The following is a 21,654-nucleotide window of genomic DNA, read 5'->3' as shown; positions in this document are numbered from 1 at the left end:
GCAACCTGGATTCTGTAGACCTGCATCACAAACCCCCACCTGGGGGTTAACCCAGACCACACCCGGAACTGTTTACCCAGGTCAGAGCAAGTTTACCCACCCAGAATTTTTTCTAAAAACTTCCCGGACTACCCCACCACACCCTCGGCAGACCAGCACAAGGCAGAACCCCTGCCCGAAGATAGTTCACTTTGGTTGAAAAGGTGCAGACTAGTTAGCACAGAATCAACCAAAGTGAACTAAACCCCAGAGGCCGCCAGTGCCCGGGAAGCTCCACCGCGCCGTATGGGCCGAAAAACGCCTACAAGCCCCTCGGGGCTTGCAGACGTTTTGAGGGAATCAGGCGCCAGGGGCTTCCCGGGCGCTGGCCTCGCGCCGGCAGCATTGAGTTTCAGGGCCGGCAGGTGCCAGGGATGCCCGGGGCTGAGCTCAAGGCTTAGAACTCTAGGCTCTACTTAACCTCAATCACGGCCATGTTCTTCTTACCGCGCTTGATCACGGCGTACTTGCCGTGGAGCAGCTCGGGGGAGGCAATCTTGGAGTCCTCGCCCTGAACCTTAACGTTGTTCACCGATGCTCCGCCCTCTTTCAGGGTGCGGCGGGCAGCCGACTTGGAATCGGAGAGGCCGGTTTCGGTGAGCACGGTAATCATGTCCAGCTGGTCTTCGGTAAGCACAGCGTGGGGCAGCTCGGCGGTTGCTGCCACCAGGGTGTCTTCGTCAAGATCGGCCAGAGCTCCCTTGCCGAAGAGGGCCTCAGAGGCAGCGATAACCTTTTCAGTTGCTTCAACGCCGTGCACCAGAGAAGTCACCTCGTAGGCGAGGGTCTTCTGCGCGAGACGCTTGAAAGGCTCTTCTTCCACAGCCTTCTGAAGCTCGGCAATCTCTGCCCGGGTCTTGAAGGTAAAGACCTTCAGCCGGTCAGCGACATCGGCATCAGCGGTGTTGAGCCAGAACTGGTAGAAGGCGTAAGGGGTGCACATCTCGGGATCAAGCCAGATAGCGTTGCCCTCGGACTTGCCGAACTTGGTGCCGTCTGAGTTGGTAATCAGCGGGGTGCCGATGGCGTGCACCTGCTTGCCCTCGGTCTTGCGGATGAGCTCAGTTCCTGAGGTCAGATTGCCCCACTGGTCAGAGCCACCGGTCTGCAGGGTGCAACCGTAGCGGCGGTTGAGCTCGCGGAAATCGTTGCCCTGTAGCACCTGGTAGGAGAACTCGGTGTAGGAGATACCCTCGTCTGAGTTCAGGCGCTTGGCCACAATCTCTTTCTTAATCATGGTGCCCACGCGGAAGTTCTTACCAATTTCACGCAGGAAGTCGATGGCTGAGAGCTCGGAGGTCCAGTCGAGGTTGTTAACCATGCGGGCTGCGTTTTCGCCCTCGAAGTCGAGGAAGCGCTCAATCTGCCCGCGCAGACGGTCTACCCACCCTTCGACGACGTCGCGGGAGTTCAGCACGCGCTCAGAGGTCTGGCGGGGGTCGCCGATCAGACCGGTGGCACCGCCGACCAAGCCCAGGGGCTTGTGGCCTGCCAGCTGCAAGCGGCGCATGAGCAGCAGCTGCACCAGGTGGCCCAGGTGAAGGGAGGCGGCAGTGGGATCGTAACCGGTATAGAAGGTTACCGTTTCCTCAGAAAGAGCTTTCTCCAGCGCTTCTTCATCGGTGCTCACGTGCACCAGACCGCGCCATTTCAGTTCTTGCCAGATGTTCTCGAAAGAATCATCGTTGTGCTGCTCTGTCAGAGTGCTAACAGACACTGTTTCTCCATTCACTGTTACTCGGTGGCCCAATCTACCGGGATACCGAAAACTAAACTATCAGGATTCACCGCGACTCAGCAGGTGCTGGGGGCTGATTGGTGAATATGGGCTTGTGTGACTTCTACCGACCGGCCACGCTAGCGACTAGAGGGTTAGCCCCTCGGGGAAGTCCCCCGCACCGATGAGGTGCAGGCGCTGGGTGGGGCGGGTCATCGAAACGTAGAGGTCGCCGATAGATCCGTTGGCGGCCTGTACCAGTTCTGAGGGCTCGACGATAATGACGACGTCGAACTCCAGCCCCTTCGCCTCCCAGGGTGTGAGCACCAGAATCTGATTCTCTAGCGCCGTCTGCGAAGTACCGGTATTTCCCCTATGCGCCTGAGCTACCGCGCGGGCAACATCGGCATAGTTACTGGGAGCGGCAATCACACCGATGAGTCCACCGGCGGAGCGCTCGACCTCCTCAGTGACGGCCTCGACCACCTTGGGCAGTAGCTCGGCTTCCTGCACCCGAGTAATAAAGGGTGCCCAGTCGCCCTCGCGCACCGCACGCGGGGCCGAGATATCCTGGCCCGCAGCGCGCGCCACCGCCACAGCGGCGTCCGAAATCTGCGCCGGAGTGCGGTAGTTGACGGTCAGAGTATCCAGGCTGAAGCGGTCACCCACGAAGGGCCCCAGCGCCTCCTTCCAGGAGCTGGACGCCGCCGCGGAGGACGCCTGCGCGATATCACCCACGATAGTGAAGGACTTCAGCGGGCAGCGGCGGAAGAGTAGGCGCCACTGCATGGGCGAGAGCTCCTGGGCTTCATCGACGACGACGTGGCCGTAGGCCCAGGTGCGGTCAGACTGGGCCGCCTGCGCCGCCGTCATTCTCTGCGCGCCCGTCTCGTTGTAGAGGGCAATCTGCTCTGCGGTGACTACGCCCTCTACTCCGCGGTCTTCCAGCTCATAGTGCACATTTTCCAGGGCCTTGCGGGCGTTTTCCAGGTTGGCCTTGTGCTCGGCTGCGGCGCGGGCAGCAGCGGCGGCGCCGGTTACCTTAGCGAAATCGCCCAGAAGCTCAGCTGCCTCATCCAGCAGGGGAACGTCTGCCTCGGTAAAGGGGGCGTCTGCCGGGCGGAAGAGCCTATCTCGCTCCTGAGCTGTAAAGTCTTTCAAGGCAGAATCCAGGTAGTTGCGCTTGGAGAAGAGCGAGCGCACCAGGGTCTCGGGTGAGAGCGGCATCCAGGCGAGGTTGAGGGCGCGGCGCACGTCCATCGACTCGCGCACGTCATCTTCAATGTGGGGCCGGTCTACCTGACGCCCGGCGGCTTCATCGAGTTTGGTGTTCAGCTGCTCCCCCAGCTCTTTCAGCAGCACCTTAACGAAGGTTTCGCGGGCCTCATTGTGGGGCTTGCCGGTGGCTCGGGCCTTCTCGCGGGCCCGCTGAACCATCTGGGGGGTCAGTTCTAGATCGGTGGTATCGACGGTAACGATTTTGGTTTTCTCTAGCTGCTTCTGGCGGTCGCGCACGGCTCGATTAATGGCCTTGACCATGCGCAGATCACCCTTGAGGCGGGCAACCTCTGGGTCTTTCTCCGCCACCGCGCGCAGGCCGGGATAGAGGGTGGCCAGCGAGGTCATCACCACGCCGGTCTCGCCCAGGGAGGGTAGCACCCGCTCGATGTACCACATGAAGGAGGCGCTGGGGCCCACCACCAGCACACCGGCGTTGTTGAGGCGTTCTCGGAAGGAATAGAGCAGGTAGGCGGCCCGGTGCAGCGCCACCGCGGTTTTACCGGTGCCGGGCCCGCCCTGGACGACGCGCACGCCCGGCAAATCCGCGCGGATGATTTTGTCCTGTTCCGCCTGGATCGTCGCCACAATATCGCCCATGCGGCCGGTACGCTTTCTGTTCAGTGCCGCTAGCAGGGCACCTTCACCGTGCAGGGTTCCGGCCTCTTCGAGCATGCTGGAGTCCAGCACGTCGTCTTCAATTCCGGTGACCGTGCGACGTTCCAGCATCAGATGACGACGCCGCCGCACGCCCTGGCGGTCAAAGGCGGTTGCCTGGTAGAAGGTTCCCGCCTCGGGAGCGCGCCAGTCGATCAGCAGACGCTCGTGGTCGGCCGTGGCCAGGCCGATGCGGCCGATGTAGCGGGTGGTGGCGTCGTCGTTATCCAAACGGCCGAAGACCAGGCGGTGGTCAACAGCGTTGAGAGCAGCCAGGCGGTCTTCGTAGTGGGTGGCGTAGGCATCGCGCTCAGACCGGTTCTGGTGGGAACCGGAGCTCTTAGTCTTGCGCACCTTCTTGAGCTTATCTTCGGTCTCCGCGCGCGCTTCGTCGAGGCGGGTATAGAGCTTGGCAACATAAGCTCGCTCTTCGGCCAGCGCCTGCGCATAGGCGGCTTCTGCTGCGGTTTGTTCGGGGCTACTGGCGGTTGTGTTCTCAGTCAAGAGGGCACCCTTCATCACTCAAAAATTCAGCCTTCTATTCTATACCGCCGCCAGCTGAAAGGGAAAGGACGCCGATGCGCAGGCTAGTAGTGATAACGGCAAGCGGCAACCAGAATTGCACCATCCGTCAGACCGTAGATGAGTCTGTGTTCATCGGTGATGCGGCGGGACCATTCGCTGAGCATTCTTGGGTGAGCGCTTGACAACAGATTCATGCCCTGCCCGCGTAATCACGACCTCTTCGCACAAGTGCAGTATCGAAGATAGACAAGATGTGAGATGTTAGGAGTTGAAGAGTTGAGCACAGGCCTGCATGGTGCCCTGCTCATAGCCCTTCTTAAACCAGCTCACGCGCTGTTCTGAAGAACCGTGGGTCCAGGCATCGGGATTAACCTCCTGGCCGGCAGAGCGCTGAATTGCGTCGTCGCCAATGGCCCGGGCGGTATCAATCGCCTGGCTAATTTGCTCGTCGGTGAGGGGATCCAGCAGAGCGTTCTCGCCCTTATCTGCCTGAGAGGCCCACACGCCCGCATAGCAGTCTGCCTGCACCTCAGCCTGAACGGCGCCCGAATCTTCACCCGGATCGCTGTAGTCAGCGTATTTCAGGGTGCCCATGGTCTGCTGAATATGGTGGCCGAACTCGTGAGCTGTCACGTACATGACCGAGAACTCTCCGTCAGAACCGCCCATCGCCTTGAGCTGGTCAAAGAAGGGAACAGACATGTAGACAGTTTCATCGCCGGGGCAGTAGAAGGGCCCGGTTCTGGAAATATCGGCAGAGCCGCAACCGGTAGACACCTGCCCTTCGCCCACCACCAGATCGGGGGCGCGGTAGGCTTCACCAGACTCGTTCGGGAGTTTTTCTTCCCAGACCATATCGAGGCTGACCGCTGTAGCCAGAATACGGCAGTCGTCGTAGCGGTTAGCGTCTTCATTGGTCTGGCAGTGGTCAAAGTTGCCCTGGCCCTCAATCTGGTTCTGCTGGCTTTCCGAGCCATACATGGACGATGAAGAGCCACCGGTGAGACCACCTAAGCCACCGGATGCAAAAAAGATAATGCCGGCAGCCACCAGAATACCGGGTATACCAAAGCGGCGACCTACCCGGCTGAGCAAAATCGCAAACAGCGGATTCATTCCGCCAGCGCCACCGGGGCCTCCACTGCCCTGGGATGATCCACGCGAAGAATAGTTTGAATTGAGATTATCGTTAAAACCCACATCACAAGCATACTTGCTAATTGCCCATCTCGGGCGTAAGTAGAGCGGGTCTCAGCGCTTAAAAATTACTCGGAAGCTACCGCCAAGGATTCAACGCGAAGCCCTGAGCCGATGGCCTCGCGGCCGCCCAGCCCCTCTAGCTCAAGGAAAACACCCACGCCGGCAACCTCAAGTTTTGCCTGGTGCATTAGGTGCACGGCAGCAGCCAGGGTGCCACCGGTTGCCAGCAGGTCATCGACAATCAGCACGCCGGTTCCGGCAGGAATATCCTCTTTATGAATCTCGATAGCGGCAGAACCGTATTCCAGCTGGTACTCCTTGGTGAAGGTATCGCGGGGTAGCTTGCCCGCCTTGCGAACGGTCATCACACCGGTACCAGCCTTATAGGCCATAGCCGCAGCCATCAGAAAACCGCGGGCCTCTACACCCGCCACAATGTCAAACCGCCCGGCGAAACGGTCGGTCAGTTCATCGACGCAGCGGCGGAAAGCCACCGGATCGGCAAAGAGAGTGGTCACATCGTAGAAGAGGATTCCCTCTTTGGGAAAATCCTGAATCTTCGCGCAGGCGGCGGGAACAAGCTCCTCGATGGGCATGTCAGCAAAATCAGGCTGAGACATCAAAAACCTTTGGGTAGAGACAAAGAATGCGTCTGCAATTATACGCGCCCGTCTTGCGCGCAGAAGCAAGGCGCACGATAGGTGAATCACCTACCGTGCGCCCTACTTTAGGAAATAACCGGCTTGCGGGCCGCAAATTCGCGCTGGGGCTTCAGTTCAGTCTTGAGGGCTTCAAGCTGCTGCGCTACCGCCGACGGCGCGGTGCCGCCCTGCGAGGAGCGGGAGTTGAGGGAACCCTCAACGGTGAGGACTTCACGGACGGCGGGGGTCAGCTCGGGCGCGATGGCTGCGAAGTCTTCATCGGTGAGATCCCAGAGCTCACAGTTCTTCTCTTCGCAGACCCGCACAGCGTCACCGGCAAGTTCGTGGGCCACACGGAAAGGCACACCCTGGCGCACCAGCCACTCGGCGACGTCCGTGGCAAGAGCAAAGCCCTGGGGAGCCAGCTCTGCCAGGCGGTCGGTATTGAACTCGAGGGTCTCCACCATTCCTGAAACAGCGGGCAGAAGAACCTCTAGTTGGTCAATAGCGTCAAAAACGGGTTCCTTGTCTTCCTGCAGGTCGCGGTTATAGGCAAGGGGCAGGGCCTTCAGGGTAGCCAGCAGACCGGTGAGGTCACCAATCAAGCGGCCGGCCTTACCGCGTGCCAGCTCCGCAATATCGGGATTTTTCTTCTGCGGCATAATCGAAGAGCCGGTCGAGAACGAATCGTGGAGCTTAACGAAGGAGAACTCCTTGGTAGCCCAGAGAATAACCTCTTCAGACAGGCGAGAGAGATCCACCGAAATCATGGCGGCAATCCAGGCGAACTCGGCGTAGACATCGCGGGAGGCGGTGCCGTCAATCGAGTTCCACACCGCAGAATCAAAACCCAAATCCTCGGCAACAGACTGGGGGTTCAGGCCCAGGGAAGAGCCAGCCAAAGCACCCGATCCGTAGGGGGAAACAGCCGCGCGCTTATCCCAGTCCAGCAGGCGGTCGAGATCACGAGACAGAGACCAGGCATGGGCCAGCAGCTGGTGGGACAGCAGAACCGGCTGGGCATGCTGCAGGTGGGTGCGGCCGGGCATCGGCGCATAGGGGTGCTTCTCGGACTGAGCAATCAGCGCGTCAATGACGGCGACTACACCGGTTGCAATAATCGAAGCGTGGTCCCGCAGATACATACGCCCCAGGGTCGCAATCTGGTCATTACGAGACCGGCCAGCACGAAGCTTACCGCCCAAATCAGCACCGGCCCGCTCAATCAGCCCCTTCTCCAAGGAACCGTGCACATCTTCATCAGACTCAGCCGGAACATAAGCTCCCGAGCGAACGTCTTCCTCAAGCTGGTCCAGGGCAGAAATCATGCCCTCCAGCTCCTCATCGGTCAGCAAACCCGCCTGGTTCAGCACACGGGCATGAGCACGGGAACCGGCAATATCGTAGGGAGCCAAACGCCAATCAAACTGGGTTGACTTCGACAAAGCCGCCAGAGCCTGCGAAGGGCCACCGGCAAAACGGCCGCCCCAGAGGGCGCCTGAATTGGTGCCGTGCTTTTCGTGTGCAGTCATGAGAAAAACCTTTGCTGTTGATGGTGCGGTTCGTTGCAGTTCTATTCTATGTGGGTTGGACGACGATGTACTGGTGGGGCGGACGACGGTTGCTCGGGAGTGCCCCCGTTCACTCCGCCGCGATCGCTGAGCAATCGAAGCGGAGCTGAACGGACGGAGCCCTCGCAACTCGCCGCCCGCCCCTCCCTCAATTCGGCTCCTCGCCGCGAACAGTAGATTGTGTTGCGGAAAGCGGGGGCACTCCCTCGCGTCGCAACACAATCTAGCTGACCTAGCGGCGGCGTCCTACAGGCCCAGGCGCTGGTCGCGCGCCGAAGCCACCTTGGCCGACATACCAAAGAGCTCAATAAAGCCCTTGGCCTGGGACTGGTCGAAGGAGTCGCCCTCGTCGTAGGTTGCCAGGTTGAAGTCGTAGAGAGAGGTCTCCGAGCGGCGGCCGGTCACAGTTGCCTTACCCGCGTGCAGGTCCATACGAATCTCACCGTTGACCATCTTCTGGGTGTCTTCAATAAAGGCATCCAGGGACTTCTTCAGGGGTGAGAACCACTGGCCGTCGTAGACCAGCTCGGTCCAGCGCTGACCCACGGTCTTCTTGAAGCGGGCCTGCTCGCGCTCGATGGTGACGTTCTCCAGCTCCTTGTGGGCGGCAATCAGGGCCATAGCGCCGGGAGCCTCGTAAATTTCGCGGGACTTGATACCCACCAGGCGGTCTTCCACGATATCGATTCGACCCACGCCCTGGGCACCTGCACGACGGTTGAGAATCTGGATAGCTTCCAGAGGGGTTACTGCCTGACCGTCAATCGCTACCGGGATACCCTCCTTGAAGGTGATGGTCACGGTATCGGGGGCGGGAGCGAAGGTGGGGTCGTCGGTGTAGTCGTAGACGTCCTTGGTGGGGCCGTTCCAGATGTCCTCCAGGAAGCCGGTCTCAATAGCGCGGCCCCAGACGTTCTGGTCGATGGAGAAGGGGTTCTTCTTGGTGGTGGCAATGGGCAGATTGTTCTTTTCTGCGTAGTCGATTGCCTTCTCGCGGGTCAGGGCAAGGTCGCGAACGGGCGCGATGCACTTGAGGTCGGGGCCCAGGGTCTGAATGCCCACCTCGAAACGCACCTGGTCGTTACCCTTACCGGTGCAGCCGTGGGCCACAGTGGTGGCACCGAACTGCTTGGCGGCGGTTACCAGGTGCTTGGAAATCACCGGGCGTGATACAGCAGAAACCAGCGGGTAGGCATCCATGTAGAGGGCGTTGGCCTTCAGGGCGGGCATGCAGTATTCGTTGGCGAATTCATCACGAGCATCAGCAACGTAGGCCTCTACCGCACCGCAGTCCAGAGCACGCTGGCGTACGGTCTCCAGGTCTTCACCGCCCTGCCCTACGTCAACAGCCACCGCGATAACCTCGGCGCCGGTTGCCTCACCGATCCAGCCGATTGCAACCGAGGTGTCAAGACCACCGGAGTATGCAAGTACGATGCGTTCTTTGCTCATCAGAAACCTTTCCTCTATTCAGCCTGGTTCTAGCTGAATGTTTGATTACTTATCCATAATTATTCACTGGTATTGATAATTATGCAAATCGAACATGCAGAGTCGCCCCAAAGATGAAAAAACATTAATGCCGCCCTCATGAAAAATTTATGAGGACTTGCAAGACTGGATACCATGTTCAAAAAGTTTCTTCTCGGGATTATGTCGATTGCGGTGGTGGCGACCATCCTGGCCTTAGCGCTGAGCATGGGCAGGCAGGACGACGCCCCCGAGGTTGCCGAAGAACCGGTGGTACTGCAGGGCGGCCAGTTCTCTTCTGCCTCCCCCAGTAGCAAGCCCTCGCCCACCGCCGAGAAGGAATCCAGCACCCCTTCAGCCTCCCCCAGCCCCTCCAAGGTTGAAGAGCCGGCGTCTGAACCGGCACCGCCCGCTCCCGCCCAACCCGCCCCCGCGGCGTCCTCCCAGCAAATCCCAGTCGAGCAGGCGCCTGAAGTGGTCTATCAGACCCCGGTGGAACAGCCCTATTACCCCACCGATGACGACGATGATTTTGAATACGATGACGACGCCTACGAGGTAGACGATGACTAAGCCCACCGAGGAAAAGGTGAGCTCGGCACGGTGGCGCATTGTGGGCTGGGTGATGCTCACAACCGCCATCACGGTGATCGCCCTGATCTTTTTGGTGCGGCAGTTCCTGCTCCACGACGTCAGCGCCGAGGCCAACGAGCAGACGGTCCAGGAGGTCGAAGAATTCCGCACCTTCGCCCAGAACGGGGTCAACCCCGAAACAGCCCAGCCCTTTACCTCGGCCTCAGACATGCTACAGACCTATATTTCCCGCCAGTACTCGGGGCGCTCTGAGCAGCTGATCGGCATGGCTAACGGGCAGATTATCTACCTCAAAGATCAGGATGACTTTGCCACCGAAGAGGGCTACCGCCTGCATACTGACCGCGCCCTCCTGAACAAAATCAATACCGACGAGCATAATTCCGGCATTGAAGAAACCCCGGCGGGCAGGATTCACTGGGGCCGGGTTGATGTTCAGGTTGATCAGGAGAGCTCCGCAAATTCAACCCTGATTGTGGTGGAGTACACCGCGCCCGGACTTGCCAACGTGCAGCACACGGTCAACTACATGATGGGCATCTCCGCCGCCGCCCTACTGGGCGCCTTTGCTATCTCCTGGCTGGTGGCCGGCCAGATTACCAAGCCGGTGCGCGACCTTCGCCGGGTAGCTGAGGAGATTACCGAAAAAGATATCACCGGCCGGGTGCCGGTGACTGGCCATGACGACGTTGCCGCCATGTCTGCCACCTTCAACCAGATGCTCGACCGCTTGGAGGAGTCCTCGAAAATTCAGCGGCAGTTTTTGGACGACGTCTCCCACGAGTTGCGCACGCCCATCACCATTGTGCGCGGCCACCTGGAGCTGATGGAGCGCTTTACCCCTGACCAGGAGGCAACGCTGGCGCTGGTGGACGACGAACTAGACCGCATGGGCAGGATTGTTGCCGACCTGCTGCTGCTTGCCAAGTCGGAACGGCCCGACTTCGTACAACCCACCGAGACCGATGTTGCCGAACTCATGATTAACCTTGAGTCCAAGGTCCAGGCTTTCTCGGAACACCGCTGGGTAATGAGCACGGTAGCAGACGGCACCGTAAGCCTGGATGGCCAGCGCATCACCCAGGCCATGATTCAGCTGGCCGCCAACGCCGCCCAGTATTCTCCACCGGGCTCCCACATCAGTATCGGCAGCGAATACGTCGAGAACCAGGGGCAGCGCGCTCTTCAGTTCTGGGTGCGCGACCGGGGGCCGGGGGTGGCTCCCGAAGATGCCGAAGGGCTCTTCGACCGCTTTCGGCGGGACAACTCCAAGAACCCAGCCACCGCCCAGAAGCACAGCGTGGGCGTGGGGCTGGGTCTTGCTATTGTTCGCACCATCGCAGAAACCCACCGGGGCTCGGCCTGGGTGAGGCAACCTGAGACCGGCCCCGGCGCCGTCTTTGGGCTGACCATCCCAGCAGAAGAACCCGCCCCAGAAAACACAGACCACCTTCCCACCCACACCGAGGAGCTAGCATGAGCCATATTTTGATAGTTGAGGACGACCCGAGAATCTCCTCCTTCATCATCAAGGGCCTCAAATCAGCCGGTTACACCACCACCCTGCAAGAAGACGGCAAGGTGGCTCATGCCATGGCCCAGGTGGGCGACTACGATCTGATTGTGCTCGACATTGGGCTGCCGGGCATGGACGGATTTACCGTCATGCAGAAGCTCCGGGCCGCGGGGATTAACACCCCCATCATTATGCTCACCGCCAGAGATTCGGTCAGCGACACCGTGCAGGGCCTGGAAAACGGCGCCAACGACTACATGACCAAACCCTTTCAGTTTGCCGAACTGCTGGCACGGGTACGGCTGCGCCTGAACGACCAAAATTCCGCCGGTGATGGCAGCGCCTCGGTTCTCGTTTTTGATGAGCTCTCTCTGGACGTGCGCACCCGCGAAGTCTCAGTCAACGGCAGGGCAACCGAGCTAACCAGCCGCGAGTTTGCCCTGCTCGAAACCCTCATGCGCCACCCCAAGCAGGTGCTCTCCCGCGAACAGCTTCTGGGCATGGTCTGGGGTATGGACTTTGACCCCAATTCAAACATCGTCGATGTCTACATTCGCGCCCTGCGCAAAAAGATTGGCGACAAGCATATTTCCACCGTGCGAGGAGCAGGATACCGATTCGCATGAATCAGCTTAAGAATTCTTCCGCCGGCTCAACCCTCACCGCGAAAGCAGAAGCCGGGCAGCGGCGTCCTTCAGATATCCCCACTGCGCTGGTGGTCTCAGCAGCGGCTGCCACCGCGCTGGTAATTCTCATTGCCCTTGCCGGTTTTGGCCAGACGACGCTGAGCGTCGAAGCCGCCCTGACCCTCAGCATTTTTGTGGTGGCCGTCTGGGCATGGGTGTTCTCTCCCCTGCCCGATACCTACGTGGCGCTTGCGGCCGCGGTGCTTCTGGTGCTCTGCGGAGTCTTACCCACCGATGAACTCACGGATTCGTTGGGGAACGAAACCATCTGGTTGCTGGTGGCTGCGGTGGTGATTGCCCAGGCCATTTCAGCCTCGGGTCTGGCCACGCGCATGACCGGCTGGATGGTATCCCGAGCCAAAACCACCCGCTCCCTCTTTTACTGGCTGGCGGTAGCGCTCTTTGTCACCGCCTTTATGATTCCCTCCACCTCCGGCAGGGCCGCGCTGGCACTGCCAATTTTCACCGCGGTGGCGGCAGCAGTAGCAGAACAGAAGAAAGTGGTGCGGGCGCTCTCTATTCTGGTTCCCTCGGTTATTCTGCTCTCGGCAGTCTCGTCGTATATCGGTGCCGGCGCCCACCTGATTACCGATGAAATTTTGGATTCCTACGGTTTTGACAGCATCGGCTTTGTACGCTGGATGCTCTTGGGAGCAGGTTTGGGATTGACCGCCTCCTTACTCTGCACCGAGCTGGTTCTTCGCCTTTTCCTGGGGTCGGCAGAGCGCAAAATCCACATGGAAAACATCAGCGGCGATAGCCTGGGTGTCTCGGCCCAGCTAGACCTGACCGAAAAGAAGGTTCTTACCGTGCTTGCCCTGGTTATTCTGGGCTGGTGCACCGAGTCCTTGCACGGGCTAGATACCGTGGTAGTTGCCCTGCTGGGGGCACTGGCTATCACCGCTCCGGGAGTCAGCGGAATCAGCCTGGGGAGCGGTCTGAAGAAAGCGCCCTGGCCCCTGCTCATTTTCATGGCGGCCACCCTGGCGTTGGGTGATGCCCTGGTGGAATCCGGTGCTGCTGGCTGGTTGGGCGACTCGATTTTCTCTCCCCTGGCGGCGATGGGATCAGGCTCCCAGTTCCTCTTTTTGGTGTTGCTGATTGCCATCTCTACCCTGGCGCACCTGCTTATCCAGTCCCGTTCAGCCCGCTCAGCGGTTCTCATTCCTCTCATCATTCCGGCAGCAGTTTCGCTGGGCGTCAATCCCGTTGCCGCCGCCTTTATCTCCACCGCCGCGGCGGGTTTTTGCCACACGCTGACCAGCTCGGCTAAACCGGTTGCCCTCTTTAGCAAGGTGGAGGGGTTTGAAGTCTTTGCCCCGGCAGACCTACTGCGACTCAGCGCCTGGCTAGCGCCTCTCCACGGTCTGCTCATTCTGGTATTTGCGCTAGTCATCTGGCCATTGTTGGGAATGAAATTCTTTTAATCTTGCTTTAATTACCCCCTCACAATCGCTGGATAGGCTAGAGCCAAGATCACCACGAAGAACAATCTTCTCGACCTTTAGAAAGCAGTTGATCGCCATGGCAATGGTTATTCCCCAACGTATTTTGGTAGCTCCCTCAGGTTTCAAGGGCAGCCTCTCAGCGGGTGAGGTGGCCCAGTCCATCGCGCAGGGTATCCGCCGGGTAATCCCCGGGGTGAGCGTTGCGACTATGCCCATTCCCGACGGCGGCGAGGGCACCGCAGAGCTCCTGGCAGAGGCAACCGGCGGCTCCCTGAAAAAGACCCGGGTTACCGGCCCCGTGGGCAAGCCCGTTGACTCCCACTTCGCCCTGCTCGGTGGCGAAAACCGGGGCGTTGCCGTGGTAGAAATGGCGGCGGCCGCCGGTCTCTCCCTGGTACCCAACGACCTGCGTGACCCCACCCAGACCACCACCTTTGGCGTGGGTGAGCTCATGAAACAGGCCATGGACACCGAAGGGGTTCACACCATTCTGGTGGGCTGCGGTGACTCGGGTACCTCAGACGGCGGCGCGGGTGCGCTTGCCGCCCTGGGCGCGAAGATTGTGGACGAGGACGGCGCCGAGCTGCCCCTGGGCGGAGCCCACCTGGGTGCCGCCCACCGGATTGATCTCTCTGGGCTTCACCCTCGGGTCAATGAGGTTCGCATTGTTCTGGCGCTGAACCAGCACAATGTTCTCACCGGCTGCCACGGCGTTGCCCGAGTCTTTGGCCCGCAGAAGGGTGCCACCCCCGAGCAGGTGGAACAGCTCGATGCTGCCCTGACCCACTGGGCCGGGCTGCTTACCACCGCCCGCCGCGAACTGTCTTCTGAAGACACCACCGATTTCTTCACCGGTGCCGGTACCGGGGCATCCGGTGGCCTGGGGGCCGGGCTTGCCCTGCTCGGCGCCGAGCTGACTCCCCGCTTTGAAGCCCTGATCGATTCCGGCCTGGCCGGGCTGAACATCGCCGAAGAAGTATCCTCAGCCGACCTGGTGGTCACTGCCGAGGGCGCCATTGATTTCCAGACCGTGCGCGGTAAGGTTCCGGCTGAGATTGCCCGCCGGGCCCAGGAGCAGGGCGTGCCCGTGCTGGCCCTGGCGGGGTCAATCGGTGAGAAGGCCTACCGGGTGCACGAGGCGGGTATTGGTGCCTACGCCTCTATCATGCCCCTGCCCATGGACCTCGAAGATGCCCTCACCAACGGTGCAGAGCTGCTAGCAGATTCTGCCGAGCGTTGTTTCCGCCTGCTGCTGCTGGGCTCTTCGATGGGAGCGGCAATTGCCGAGCGGAAAAACAGCGGGTTATTTGCGGTAGCGGCCTAGGAAGAGCGAGAAAGTTCCCTCAGCCATTCCTCCGAGAGGCCAATTATTTACCATTTTTCCTGAATTTTCGGTTAAAAAGTGGCCTCTCGATGATTTGGACACCTATTGAAGCTACCTCATCTCAACCAGTAGCTGCTTCAGTGACATATCGCCCTCAACATACCGGCGATATGTCACTGAAGCGGCTACTCGGCGAGTATGTGCGAACCATATTCATCTAAGTGGCAAGGGCAGACGACAGCTAGAAAATTTCAGTCGAAAATTACTTGACACGGAAAGTCTATTTTTGAAATATAGGTTCAATTGAAGAGCATTCGCTTATAGTGAGGCATATCATCTCATCATCAATTCGAAAAGAGACCCGCACATGAAAGCTCCCAGACTCCTCATTGCAGCCGCACTTCTTCCTCTGGCCTTAACCGCATGTAGCAATACTGAAGAGGCTGCTCCTGAACCCATGGAGTCAGTCACACCCATTGAAAATTCAACCCCTCAGGAAGAACCTGATGATGGCACAAATGAACGTGGAAATATTGAGGCAACTGTTGGCGAAGAGATTAGTGTTACCGGATATGACAGCGACGAAGAAGTCTACAAACTAAAGGTCACCGGAATTGAGCCGGCTTTTCAGTGCACTGAACCCTATGCTCAGCCTGCAGAGAACGGAAACTTTGTGAAAGTCGACCTTGAAGCACAGACTAGTAGCAAAGAAGCTCTTGATAACAGTTACTATTCATCGGGCGTACACATTAGCAGCGGTTCTTTCAAATACATTGATAATAACGGAACAACCTTCGGTGGTTACCTCAGCACGGGGTCAAGCTTCTCCTGCAACCCATCATCCGAGAATTTTCCTGATAGCCTGGGACCTGCCCAAAAGAGTGCTGGCAGTGTAATTCTGGATGTCCCGAACCTCGATGGCGTAATTGTTTACGAGGACCAACTGGCAAATGTTAGCGTTGAGTACGCTATTCAGTAGATTTTCTTAAAGCTCCAAACCACAAGGGCAAAGTGTAAGAGAAGTCCCCGGGTACAAGATTAATCTTGTACCCGGGGACTTCTCTTACACTAAACGGCCAACAAATTTGAAAGAGCCTTACAGCTCTCTCTTCAGGATCTTTCCTGTGGGGCCCAGCGGTAGTTCGGAGACAATCTTAAACTGCCGGGGGTACTTATAGGCGGCCAGCTTGGTGCGGCAGAGCTCATCTAGCTCTGCCACCAGCTGCTCCTGCTGGGGAAGGTCGAGCTCGCTCTTCGGAACGAGGACGGCGCAGACTTCCTCACCCACGCGGTCGCTGGGCTTGCCCACCACCGCCACCAGGTGCACGCCGGGGTGGGTATAGATAACGTCCTCAATTTCGCGGGGGTAAATACTGTAGCCGTTGCGTAGAATCATGTCTTTGATGCGGTCAACAATATATACGTTGCCCTCATCATCGATACGGGCTATATCCCCGGTGGCGAACCAGTCACCGTCAAAAGAGGCGGCCGTGGCGGCGTCGTCCTGCCAGTAGCCGGCCATCACATTCTCACCGCGCACCCACAGCTGGCCCGGCTCCCCGCTGGGCAGCTCTGCCCCCGATTCGGCGCGAACGGCCACCTCAACTCCGGGCAGGGGCCTACCCACCGAGCCCACCACCAGGCCAAAGCGGGCCTGGTTGAAGGTGACCACCGGCGAGGTTTCCGAGAGGCCGTAGCCCTCATAGATTGGGCAGTCCAGCAGGCGGTTGAAATCCTCGTGCACTGAGGCGGGTAGCGCCGAGCCACCAGAAATTCCAAAACGGAGAGAGCCGTGTAGGCCGCTGACATCGCGGTCTTCCAGGTGCTTGGCCAGAGCCCCGTACATGGAGGGCACCGCCGCCAGCACGCTGACCCCGGCAGACTCACAGAGGGCGGCGGCGTCGGCGGGGGTGAAGCGGGCCAAAAGCGCAATGGTTGCCCCCGCGGCAAACACCGCGTTCATCGAGACGGTCTGGCCGAAAGCGTGAAAGAGCGGAAGCCCCCCGAAGAAAACGTCCTCCGGGATGTAGATGAAGGTCTCGGCAACGGTTCGGGCGTTCGAGAGCAGGTTGCGGTGGGTGAGGGTCGCGCCCTTGGGCTTGCCGGTGGTGCCCGAAGTATAGAGAAGGACGGCGGGTTCATCAGCGTAGACGGGAGCCGGCTCCCAGCTCTTCTGGCTCGGCTCAAGCCGGGAATCGGGGCCGATAAACACCAGTTCTGCCTCAGTCTCGATTGCTTCTTTTTCCTGCTCAGCCCGGGTGCCCTGCCAGCCCACCAGCAAACGGGCGCCCGAGTTCTTCAGGTGAAAGCTCACCTCGCGGGCAGACAGTAGAGGGTTCAGCGGTACCACGATAGCGCCCAGACTCAGCAGGGCATAGTAAAAGACAGGCATGGGGGCAACGTTGGGTAGTGATAGGGCAACCCTATCGCCCGGCTGAACACCGCGGTCGGTCAGCCAGTCCCGCCCGGCTGCCACCAGCTGGTTCAGCTCCTCATAGGTGATCTCGCGGTTCTGGCCGCAGAGGGCCAGATTGCCCGGCTCCCCCACCGCCAGCAGACTTGCCAGATTGTTTTCCGACTGTTTTTCCCGCACCCCAACGCTCCTTCGCGCTCGATGATTGTTTCTTCTCCATGGTAGAGGTCTTGCTTCTTTTAAAGAGCTTATAGCCCGAACTTATTGCCACTTCCTCCTTATTATGATTTACTCAAAATAAATCACAGCGAAAGGAAGCACCATGGCAGACCAAACTCTTACCCCAGAGGAAATTGACTTTCTCAATTCGGTTTTTGACCTCGCCCGAGACAACAAACCCATTGCCCTCAAATCCCTGATTGACCAGGGCGTACCGGTTGACCTCACCGACTCTAAGGGTGACACCCTGCTAATTCTGGCAACCTACCACGAGAACCGCGAGGTCGTGGAGATGCTTCTGGAAGCCGGTGCCAACATCAACGCGCTCAACAATCGCGGGCAGACTCCCCTGCTCTGCGCCGTCTTCCGCAACAACGCGGAACTAACCCAGCTTCTGCTTCAGGCCGGGGCAGACACCACCCTGGGCCACCAGAGCCCGCTAGAGGTAGCTCGGTTCTTCCAGCTGCCCGAGATGGAGAAGCTACTGACCGCCTAGCACATCAGTGCTCTAGGCCGCCCAGTCCAAAAAGCGCCCTGCCAGCTCCTCCCCGCCTTCGGGGTCGCGGGTAATCACCAGAACGGTGTCGTCGCCGGCGATGGTTCCAAGAATGGGGTCAATCCCCGACTGGTCAATGGAAGAGGCCAGGAACTGCGCAGCCCCCGGAGGGGTTCGCAAAATCACCAGGTTGGCGGAGGATTCGGCGGTAATCAGCAGCTCCTTGAAGAGGCTAATCATGCGGGCATCCACGCCGTCGGTGGAAGAGCGGCGCACCGGGTGGTTGGGCACGGCGTAGATCAGGCCGGACTTTTCATCGCGCACTCGCTCGGCACCGATTTCCACCAGGTCACGGGAAAGGGTTGCCTGGGTGACCTTCACTCCATCGTCAGTCAAAAGCTGGGCAAGTTCTGCCTGCGAGCGCACCCGGTGGGTGGAGAGCAGGTCGATAATGCGCGCCTGACGGGCGGTTTTGGTTGAGGGGATTGCCACCTTTATTTTACCTTTCCAGATGTTGTGACTGATTCTGCCAGGCCCGATTCTGCGAGCAGGAAGGCCATGAGGGCCTTTTGGGCGTGGAGTCGGTTTTCTGCTTCGTCCCAGACGACGGATTGGGGGCCGTCGATCACGTCTGAGGTCACTTCAAAGTCGCGGTAGGCGGGCAGGCAGTGCAGGAAGATTGCGTTCTCGGCTGCCCGAGCCATGGCTGCGGCATTGACCTGGTAGTCGAGGAAAAGCTTGCTGCGGGCTTCTTTTTCGCTCTCCTGCCCCATGGAGACCCAGGTGTCGGTAATGACGACGTCGGCGCCGGTCAGCGCTTCTGCGGGGTCGGTGGTCACCAGGATGGAGCCGCCGGTTTCGACTGCTCGGTGTTCTGCCTGCTGAACTACCTCGTCGGTGGGCAGGTAGCCGGCGGGGCCGGCAAGGCGCACGTGCATTCCGGCGGTGGCTCCGCCCAGCAGGTAGGAGTTTGCCATATTGTTGGCGGCATCGCCCAGGTAGGCCAGGGTCAGCCCCGCAAGCTGCCCCCGGTGCTCACGGATGGTGAGCAGGTCGGCGAGAATCTGGCAGGGGTGGAAGTCATCGGAGAGGGCGTTGATGACCGGCACGGTGGAGTTCTCTGCCATCTCTTCAAGCCCCGCCTGGGCAAAGGTGCGCCAGACTACCGCTGAGACCATACGGGAGAGCACCTTAGCGGTGTCGGAGATGGACTCCTTGTGGCCCAGCTGCGATTCGCCGAGGTTAATGACCATGGGGGTTCCGCCCAGATCAGCCACACCAGCGGCAAAAGAGAAGCGGGTGCGGGTAGAGGTTTTATCGAAGAAAACCGCTACGGTCTGCGGGCCCGCCAGGGGTTTGAACCCAAAGCGGTTCTCCTTCATCTCGGCCGCCAGGTCTAGCACGCGAGCCTGTTCGGCAGGGGTGAGATCGGTGTCGCGGAGGAAGTGACGAACCATGTATATCTCCTAAAATTATTCAGTCAAACCGTGAATATTTAGGCTGACCTGACGATTATATGTAAATTATTCCATTGTTTATGCAGAAACGCCGGATAAGAATTCAGCTAGCTAACCCGGGAAGTTTCCACAATCTTCGGCAGAGCCTGCACAAAGCTGGCCAGCTGCTCCTCGGTCACTACCAGCGGAGGAGCCAGCCTAATAGTGGAGGCATTGGGGGCATTGATAATAAAGCCGGCCTCGCGGGCTGCCGCCACCACGGCGGGAGCCAGCGCAGCGCCGTCCTCGGTCGTCTCCGCCGCAAGCTGCACCCCGATCAGCAGACCTGCCCCGCGGGTTGCCGCAACGCAGTCCAATGCCTCGAGCTGGGCGCGCACCGACTCGCCGCGGCTTACGGCGGCCTCCAGCAGGTTTTCTTCGTCAAGAACGGTCAGAGTTGCCAGCGCCGCCGCGGTGGCCAGCGGGTTACCGCCAAAGGTGGTGCCGTGCATGCCTGCCTCCAGCAGGCCGTTCGCCAGAGCCCCGTTGGTGATCATGGCGCCGATGGGAAAGCCCCCGCCCAGCCCCTTAGCCAGGGTTACGGCATCGGGCAGGTTCTGCCCGTCCAGCTCCCGGGTGTGCTCAAAGTAGCGGCCGGTGCGGCCCATGCCGGTCTGCACCTCGTCAACAATCAGCAGGGCATTGTGCTGGCGGGTGAGCTCACGGGCACGAGTCAGGTAGCCCTGGGGCAGGGGCAGCACGCCTGCCTCACCCTGGATAGGTTCGACGATGATCGCCGCCACGTCATCGGTCAGGTGGGTCTCGAGCGCCTCAAGGGTGGCGGGAATATGGACGACGCCGCTCGGCAGGGGTTCGAAGGGCTGCCGGTAGGCGGGTTTGTGGGTGAGGCTCAGGGCACCGATGGTTCGCCCGTGAAAGCCCTGTTCCAGGGCGAGAATGGTCTTCTTGCCCGTGAGGTTGCCGTGACGGCGGGCCAGCTTATAGGCCGCCTCATTAGCCTCGGTACCCGAGTTGCAGAAAAAGACCTTGGCCTCATCGGCGGAGTCAAAGAGGTCGAGGAGCTTATGGGCCAGGACCAGCTGCGACGGCGAGGTAAAGAAGTTTGAGATATGAGCTAGCTTGCCCGCCTGCTCACTGACCGCCCGACTCCAGGCAGGGTGGCCGTGGCCCAGCGAGTTCACCGCGATACCCGCCAATAAGTCTAGGTACTCTTTGCCATTGGCATCGGTGACCGTAGCGCCGCTACCGGAAACCAGCACCAGGGAGGGGTCGCCAAAGACCCCCAGGAGGTCCCGCCGGTAGTCCTTGAGCAAATCCTGCTGTTTCTTTTCTGTCTGTTCAGCCACGGCCTCTCCCCTACTTCTGCATTGCTGCGTTGACGTTTTTGACTTCTTGCGGTTCCTCATAGATGGGGCGCACCAGGTAGTCGGGGGCGGGCACCTGCCAGCCGGTGTCGTCGTCCCTGGTCACCTGGGTACCGATACCGGTGTCGGTAAAGATTTCCAGCAGGGGCGAGTGCTTGAGGCGACCATCGACGATGGAGGCACGGGCAACCCCCTGCTCTACCGCCAGCAGGCAGGCGCTCATCTTGGGAATCATGCCCGAGACCAAGCCCGGCAGCATCTGGCGCAGTTCGCTGACCGTCAGCGAAGAAATCAGCGAAGACTTATCAGGCCAGTTTCCGTAGAGGCCCTCAACATCGGTGAGCACCACCAGCTTCTCAGCCCCCAGGGCCGCCGCCACCGCCGCCGCAGCGGTATCGGCGTTGACGTTGAGAATCTCCCCGGTTAGACCGGCCCTGCCCGCGGCGTCCTCCCCCGAAGCCGGGTCGTGAATTTCCGGGGCCACCGAGGAAATCACCGGAATTTTGCCGGCATCGATCATAGACATAATGGCGGTGGTATTGACCCCCACCACCTCGCCCACCAGGCCCAGGTCGGTCTCCACGCCGTCCACCTCAGTGGTAAAGCGGCGAGCCCGTAGCAGACCGCCGTCCTCACCGCTCATCGCCACCGCGTAGGGGCCGTGGGAGTTGATGTGGGAGACCAGCTCGCGGGCCACCTGGCCGGTCAGCACCATGCGCACCACCTCCATAGCCTCTGGCGTGGTGTAGCGCAGACCCCCGCGGAACTCGCTCTCAATCCCCATTTTCTCGAGCATGGCAGAAATCTGCGGGCCCCCACCGTGCACCACAATCGGCTTGATACCCACGGTGCGCAGGAAAACCATGTCGGCGGCAAAGGCGGCGCGCAGTTCCTCTGAAATCATGGCGTTGCCGCCGTATTTGAAGACCATAATCTTACCGGCGAATCGCTGAATCCAGGGCAGGGCCTCCATGAGGGTGCTGGCCTTGGCTTGAGCCGTTTCAAAGCGCTGCTGGGCGTTCTGGTTTTCTACCATGCG

Annotated in this window: 19 protein-coding genes; 7 read left to right on the top strand and 12 right to left on the bottom strand. The window is 59.9% G+C overall.

The window, feature by feature from the left end:
• Positions 1 to 451 precede the first annotated feature (451 nt).
• The 7 genes from tyrS to IEV00_RS07925 form a co-directional block, all read right to left on the bottom strand.
• Positions 452 to 1,756, bottom strand: a complete 1,305-nt coding sequence (gene tyrS / locus IEV00_RS07955) for a tyrosine--tRNA ligase (RefSeq protein WP_188359810.1) — start codon at positions 1,754 to 1,756, stop codon at positions 452 to 454.
• A gap of 147 nt (positions 1,757 to 1,903) precedes the next feature.
• Positions 1,904 to 4,210: a HelD family protein gene (locus IEV00_RS07950; RefSeq protein ID WP_188359809.1), complete on the bottom strand. Its 2,307-nt coding sequence runs from the start codon at positions 4,208 to 4,210 to the stop codon at positions 1,904 to 1,906.
• Between the two features lie 68 nt (positions 4,211 to 4,278).
• The gene (locus IEV00_RS07945; protein ID WP_308936403.1) at positions 4,279 to 4,380 is read right to left on the bottom strand and encodes a type II toxin-antitoxin system YoeB family toxin; all 102 of its coding nucleotides are present in this window, start codon (positions 4,378 to 4,380) and stop codon (positions 4,279 to 4,281) included.
• Between the two features lie 97 nt (positions 4,381 to 4,477).
• Positions 4,478 to 5,416, bottom strand: a complete 939-nt coding sequence (gene ypfJ / locus IEV00_RS07940) for a KPN_02809 family neutral zinc metallopeptidase (protein WP_229723140.1) — start codon at positions 5,414 to 5,416, stop codon at positions 4,478 to 4,480.
• 65 nt (positions 5,417 to 5,481) lie between these two features.
• Positions 5,482 to 6,036: an adenine phosphoribosyltransferase gene (locus IEV00_RS07935; RefSeq protein WP_188359807.1), complete on the bottom strand. Its 555-nt coding sequence runs from the start codon at positions 6,034 to 6,036 to the stop codon at positions 5,482 to 5,484.
• A gap of 107 nt (positions 6,037 to 6,143) precedes the next feature.
• A complete protein-coding gene (argH, locus tag IEV00_RS07930) occupies positions 6,144 to 7,589 on the bottom strand; it encodes an argininosuccinate lyase (protein WP_188359806.1) in 1,446 nt (481 codons plus the stop codon).
• 285 nt (positions 7,590 to 7,874) lie between these two features.
• Positions 7,875 to 9,080 (bottom strand): argininosuccinate synthase, encoded by a 1,206-nt coding sequence (locus IEV00_RS07925; RefSeq protein ID WP_188359805.1) that lies wholly within the window; start codon positions 9,078 to 9,080, stop codon positions 7,875 to 7,877.
• Between the two features lie 174 nt (positions 9,081 to 9,254).
• Between IEV00_RS07925 and IEV00_RS07920 the strand changes: the two genes are divergently transcribed.
• The 6 genes from IEV00_RS07920 to IEV00_RS07895 all read left to right on the top strand — a co-directional run bounded on the left by IEV00_RS07920 (position 9,255) and on the right by IEV00_RS07895 (position 15,645).
• On the top strand, positions 9,255 to 9,671 hold the full coding sequence (locus tag IEV00_RS07920) for a hypothetical protein (protein ID WP_188359804.1): 417 nt from the start codon (positions 9,255 to 9,257) through the stop codon (positions 9,669 to 9,671).
• Positions 9,664 to 11,172: a sensor histidine kinase gene (locus tag IEV00_RS07915; RefSeq protein WP_188359803.1), complete on the top strand. Its 1,509-nt coding sequence runs from the start codon at positions 9,664 to 9,666 to the stop codon at positions 11,170 to 11,172. Before IEV00_RS07920 ends, IEV00_RS07915 begins: the two co-directional genes overlap by 8 nt.
• The gene (locus tag IEV00_RS07910) at positions 11,169 to 11,834 is read left to right on the top strand and encodes a response regulator transcription factor (protein WP_188359802.1); all 666 of its coding nucleotides are present in this window, start codon (positions 11,169 to 11,171) and stop codon (positions 11,832 to 11,834) included. The genes IEV00_RS07915 and IEV00_RS07910 overlap by 4 nt, the downstream gene beginning before the upstream one ends.
• A complete protein-coding gene (locus tag IEV00_RS07905; RefSeq protein ID WP_188359801.1) occupies positions 11,831 to 13,321 on the top strand; it encodes an SLC13 family permease in 1,491 nt (496 codons plus the stop codon). The genes IEV00_RS07910 and IEV00_RS07905 overlap by 4 nt, the downstream gene beginning before the upstream one ends.
• A 97-nt stretch (positions 13,322 to 13,418) precedes the next feature.
• Positions 13,419 to 14,666 (top strand): glycerate kinase family protein, encoded by a 1,248-nt coding sequence (locus IEV00_RS07900; RefSeq protein WP_188359800.1) that lies wholly within the window; start codon positions 13,419 to 13,421, stop codon positions 14,664 to 14,666.
• 367 nt (positions 14,667 to 15,033) lie between these two features.
• Positions 15,034 to 15,645, top strand: coding sequence for a hypothetical protein (locus tag IEV00_RS07895; protein ID WP_188359799.1), 612 nt, complete (start codon positions 15,034 to 15,036; stop codon positions 15,643 to 15,645).
• Between the two features lie 117 nt (positions 15,646 to 15,762).
• Here IEV00_RS07895 and IEV00_RS07890 read toward each other — a convergent pair whose 3' ends face one another.
• Positions 15,763 to 17,259: a long-chain-fatty-acid--CoA ligase gene (locus tag IEV00_RS07890; RefSeq protein ID WP_229723139.1), complete on the bottom strand. Its 1,497-nt coding sequence runs from the start codon at positions 17,257 to 17,259 to the stop codon at positions 15,763 to 15,765.
• 142 nt (positions 17,260 to 17,401) lie between these two features.
• Between IEV00_RS07890 and IEV00_RS07885 the strand changes: the two genes are divergently transcribed.
• Positions 17,402 to 17,794 carry an ankyrin repeat domain-containing protein gene (locus tag IEV00_RS07885; protein WP_188359798.1) on the top strand — a complete coding sequence of 131 codons (393 nt, stop codon included), beginning with the start codon at positions 17,402 to 17,404 and terminating at the stop codon, positions 17,792 to 17,794.
• A 12-nt stretch (positions 17,795 to 17,806) separates the two neighbouring features.
• Here IEV00_RS07885 and IEV00_RS07880 read toward each other — a convergent pair whose 3' ends face one another.
• From IEV00_RS07880 to argB, 4 genes are all read right to left on the bottom strand, one after another.
• Entirely contained in the window at positions 17,807 to 18,286 is a 480-nt protein-coding gene (locus tag IEV00_RS07880; RefSeq protein WP_188359797.1) for an arginine repressor, read from the bottom strand.
• A 2-nt stretch (positions 18,287 to 18,288) separates the two neighbouring features.
• On the bottom strand, positions 18,289 to 19,251 hold the full coding sequence (argF, locus tag IEV00_RS07875) for an ornithine carbamoyltransferase (RefSeq protein WP_188359796.1): 963 nt from the start codon (positions 19,249 to 19,251) through the stop codon (positions 18,289 to 18,291).
• A 107-nt stretch (positions 19,252 to 19,358) separates the two neighbouring features.
• Positions 19,359 to 20,657 (bottom strand): acetylornithine transaminase, encoded by a 1,299-nt coding sequence (locus IEV00_RS07870; RefSeq protein WP_188359795.1) that lies wholly within the window; start codon positions 20,655 to 20,657, stop codon positions 19,359 to 19,361.
• Positions 20,608 to 21,651: an acetylglutamate kinase gene (argB, locus tag IEV00_RS07865; RefSeq protein ID WP_229723137.1), complete on the bottom strand. Its 1,044-nt coding sequence runs from the start codon at positions 21,649 to 21,651 to the stop codon at positions 20,608 to 20,610. Before argB ends, IEV00_RS07870 begins: the two co-directional genes overlap by 50 nt.
• Between the last annotated feature and the right edge of the window lie 3 nt (positions 21,652 to 21,654).

The sequence above is a fragment of the Rothia aerolata genome (assembly GCF_014635585.1).
In the GTDB taxonomy this organism is placed as follows: domain Bacteria; phylum Actinomycetota; class Actinomycetes; order Actinomycetales; family Micrococcaceae; genus Rothia; species Rothia aerolata.
This window is presented reverse-complemented; position numbering and strand designations above follow the sequence as displayed.

Excerpts from the sequence above, each read along its gene's own strand:
- IEV00_RS07950 (WP_188359809.1), bottom strand. The coding sequence starts at position 4,210 with ATGAAGGGTGCCCTCTTGACTGAGAACACAACCGCCAGTAGCCCCGAA.
- IEV00_RS07945 (WP_308936403.1), bottom strand. The coding sequence starts at position 4,380 with ATGCTCAGCGAATGGTCCCGCCGCATCACCGATGAACACAGACTCATC.
- IEV00_RS07935 (WP_188359807.1), bottom strand. The coding sequence starts at position 6,036 with ATGTCTCAGCCTGATTTTGCTGACATGCCCATCGAGGAGCTTGTTCCC.
- argH (WP_188359806.1), bottom strand. The coding sequence starts at position 7,589 with ATGACTGCACACGAAAAGCACGGCACCAATTCAGGCGCCCTCTGGGGC.
- IEV00_RS07925 (WP_188359805.1), bottom strand. The coding sequence starts at position 9,080 with ATGAGCAAAGAACGCATCGTACTTGCATACTCCGGTGGTCTTGACACC.
- IEV00_RS07920 (WP_188359804.1), top strand. The coding sequence starts at position 9,255 with ATGTTCAAAAAGTTTCTTCTCGGGATTATGTCGATTGCGGTGGTGGCG.
- IEV00_RS07915 (WP_188359803.1), top strand. The coding sequence starts at position 9,664 with ATGACTAAGCCCACCGAGGAAAAGGTGAGCTCGGCACGGTGGCGCATT.
- IEV00_RS07910 (WP_188359802.1), top strand. The coding sequence starts at position 11,169 with ATGAGCCATATTTTGATAGTTGAGGACGACCCGAGAATCTCCTCCTTC.
- IEV00_RS07905 (WP_188359801.1), top strand. The coding sequence starts at position 11,831 with ATGAATCAGCTTAAGAATTCTTCCGCCGGCTCAACCCTCACCGCGAAA.
- IEV00_RS07900 (WP_188359800.1), top strand. The coding sequence starts at position 13,419 with ATGGCAATGGTTATTCCCCAACGTATTTTGGTAGCTCCCTCAGGTTTC.
- IEV00_RS07895 (WP_188359799.1), top strand. The coding sequence starts at position 15,034 with ATGAAAGCTCCCAGACTCCTCATTGCAGCCGCACTTCTTCCTCTGGCC.
- IEV00_RS07885 (WP_188359798.1), top strand. The coding sequence starts at position 17,402 with ATGGCAGACCAAACTCTTACCCCAGAGGAAATTGACTTTCTCAATTCG.
- argF (WP_188359796.1), bottom strand. The coding sequence starts at position 19,251 with ATGGTTCGTCACTTCCTCCGCGACACCGATCTCACCCCTGCCGAACAG.
- IEV00_RS07870 (WP_188359795.1), bottom strand. The coding sequence starts at position 20,657 with ATGAGGAACCGCAAGAAGTCAAAAACGTCAACGCAGCAATGCAGAAGT.
- argB (WP_229723137.1), bottom strand. The coding sequence starts at position 21,651 with ATGGTAGAAAACCAGAACGCCCAGCAGCGCTTTGAAACGGCTCAAGCC.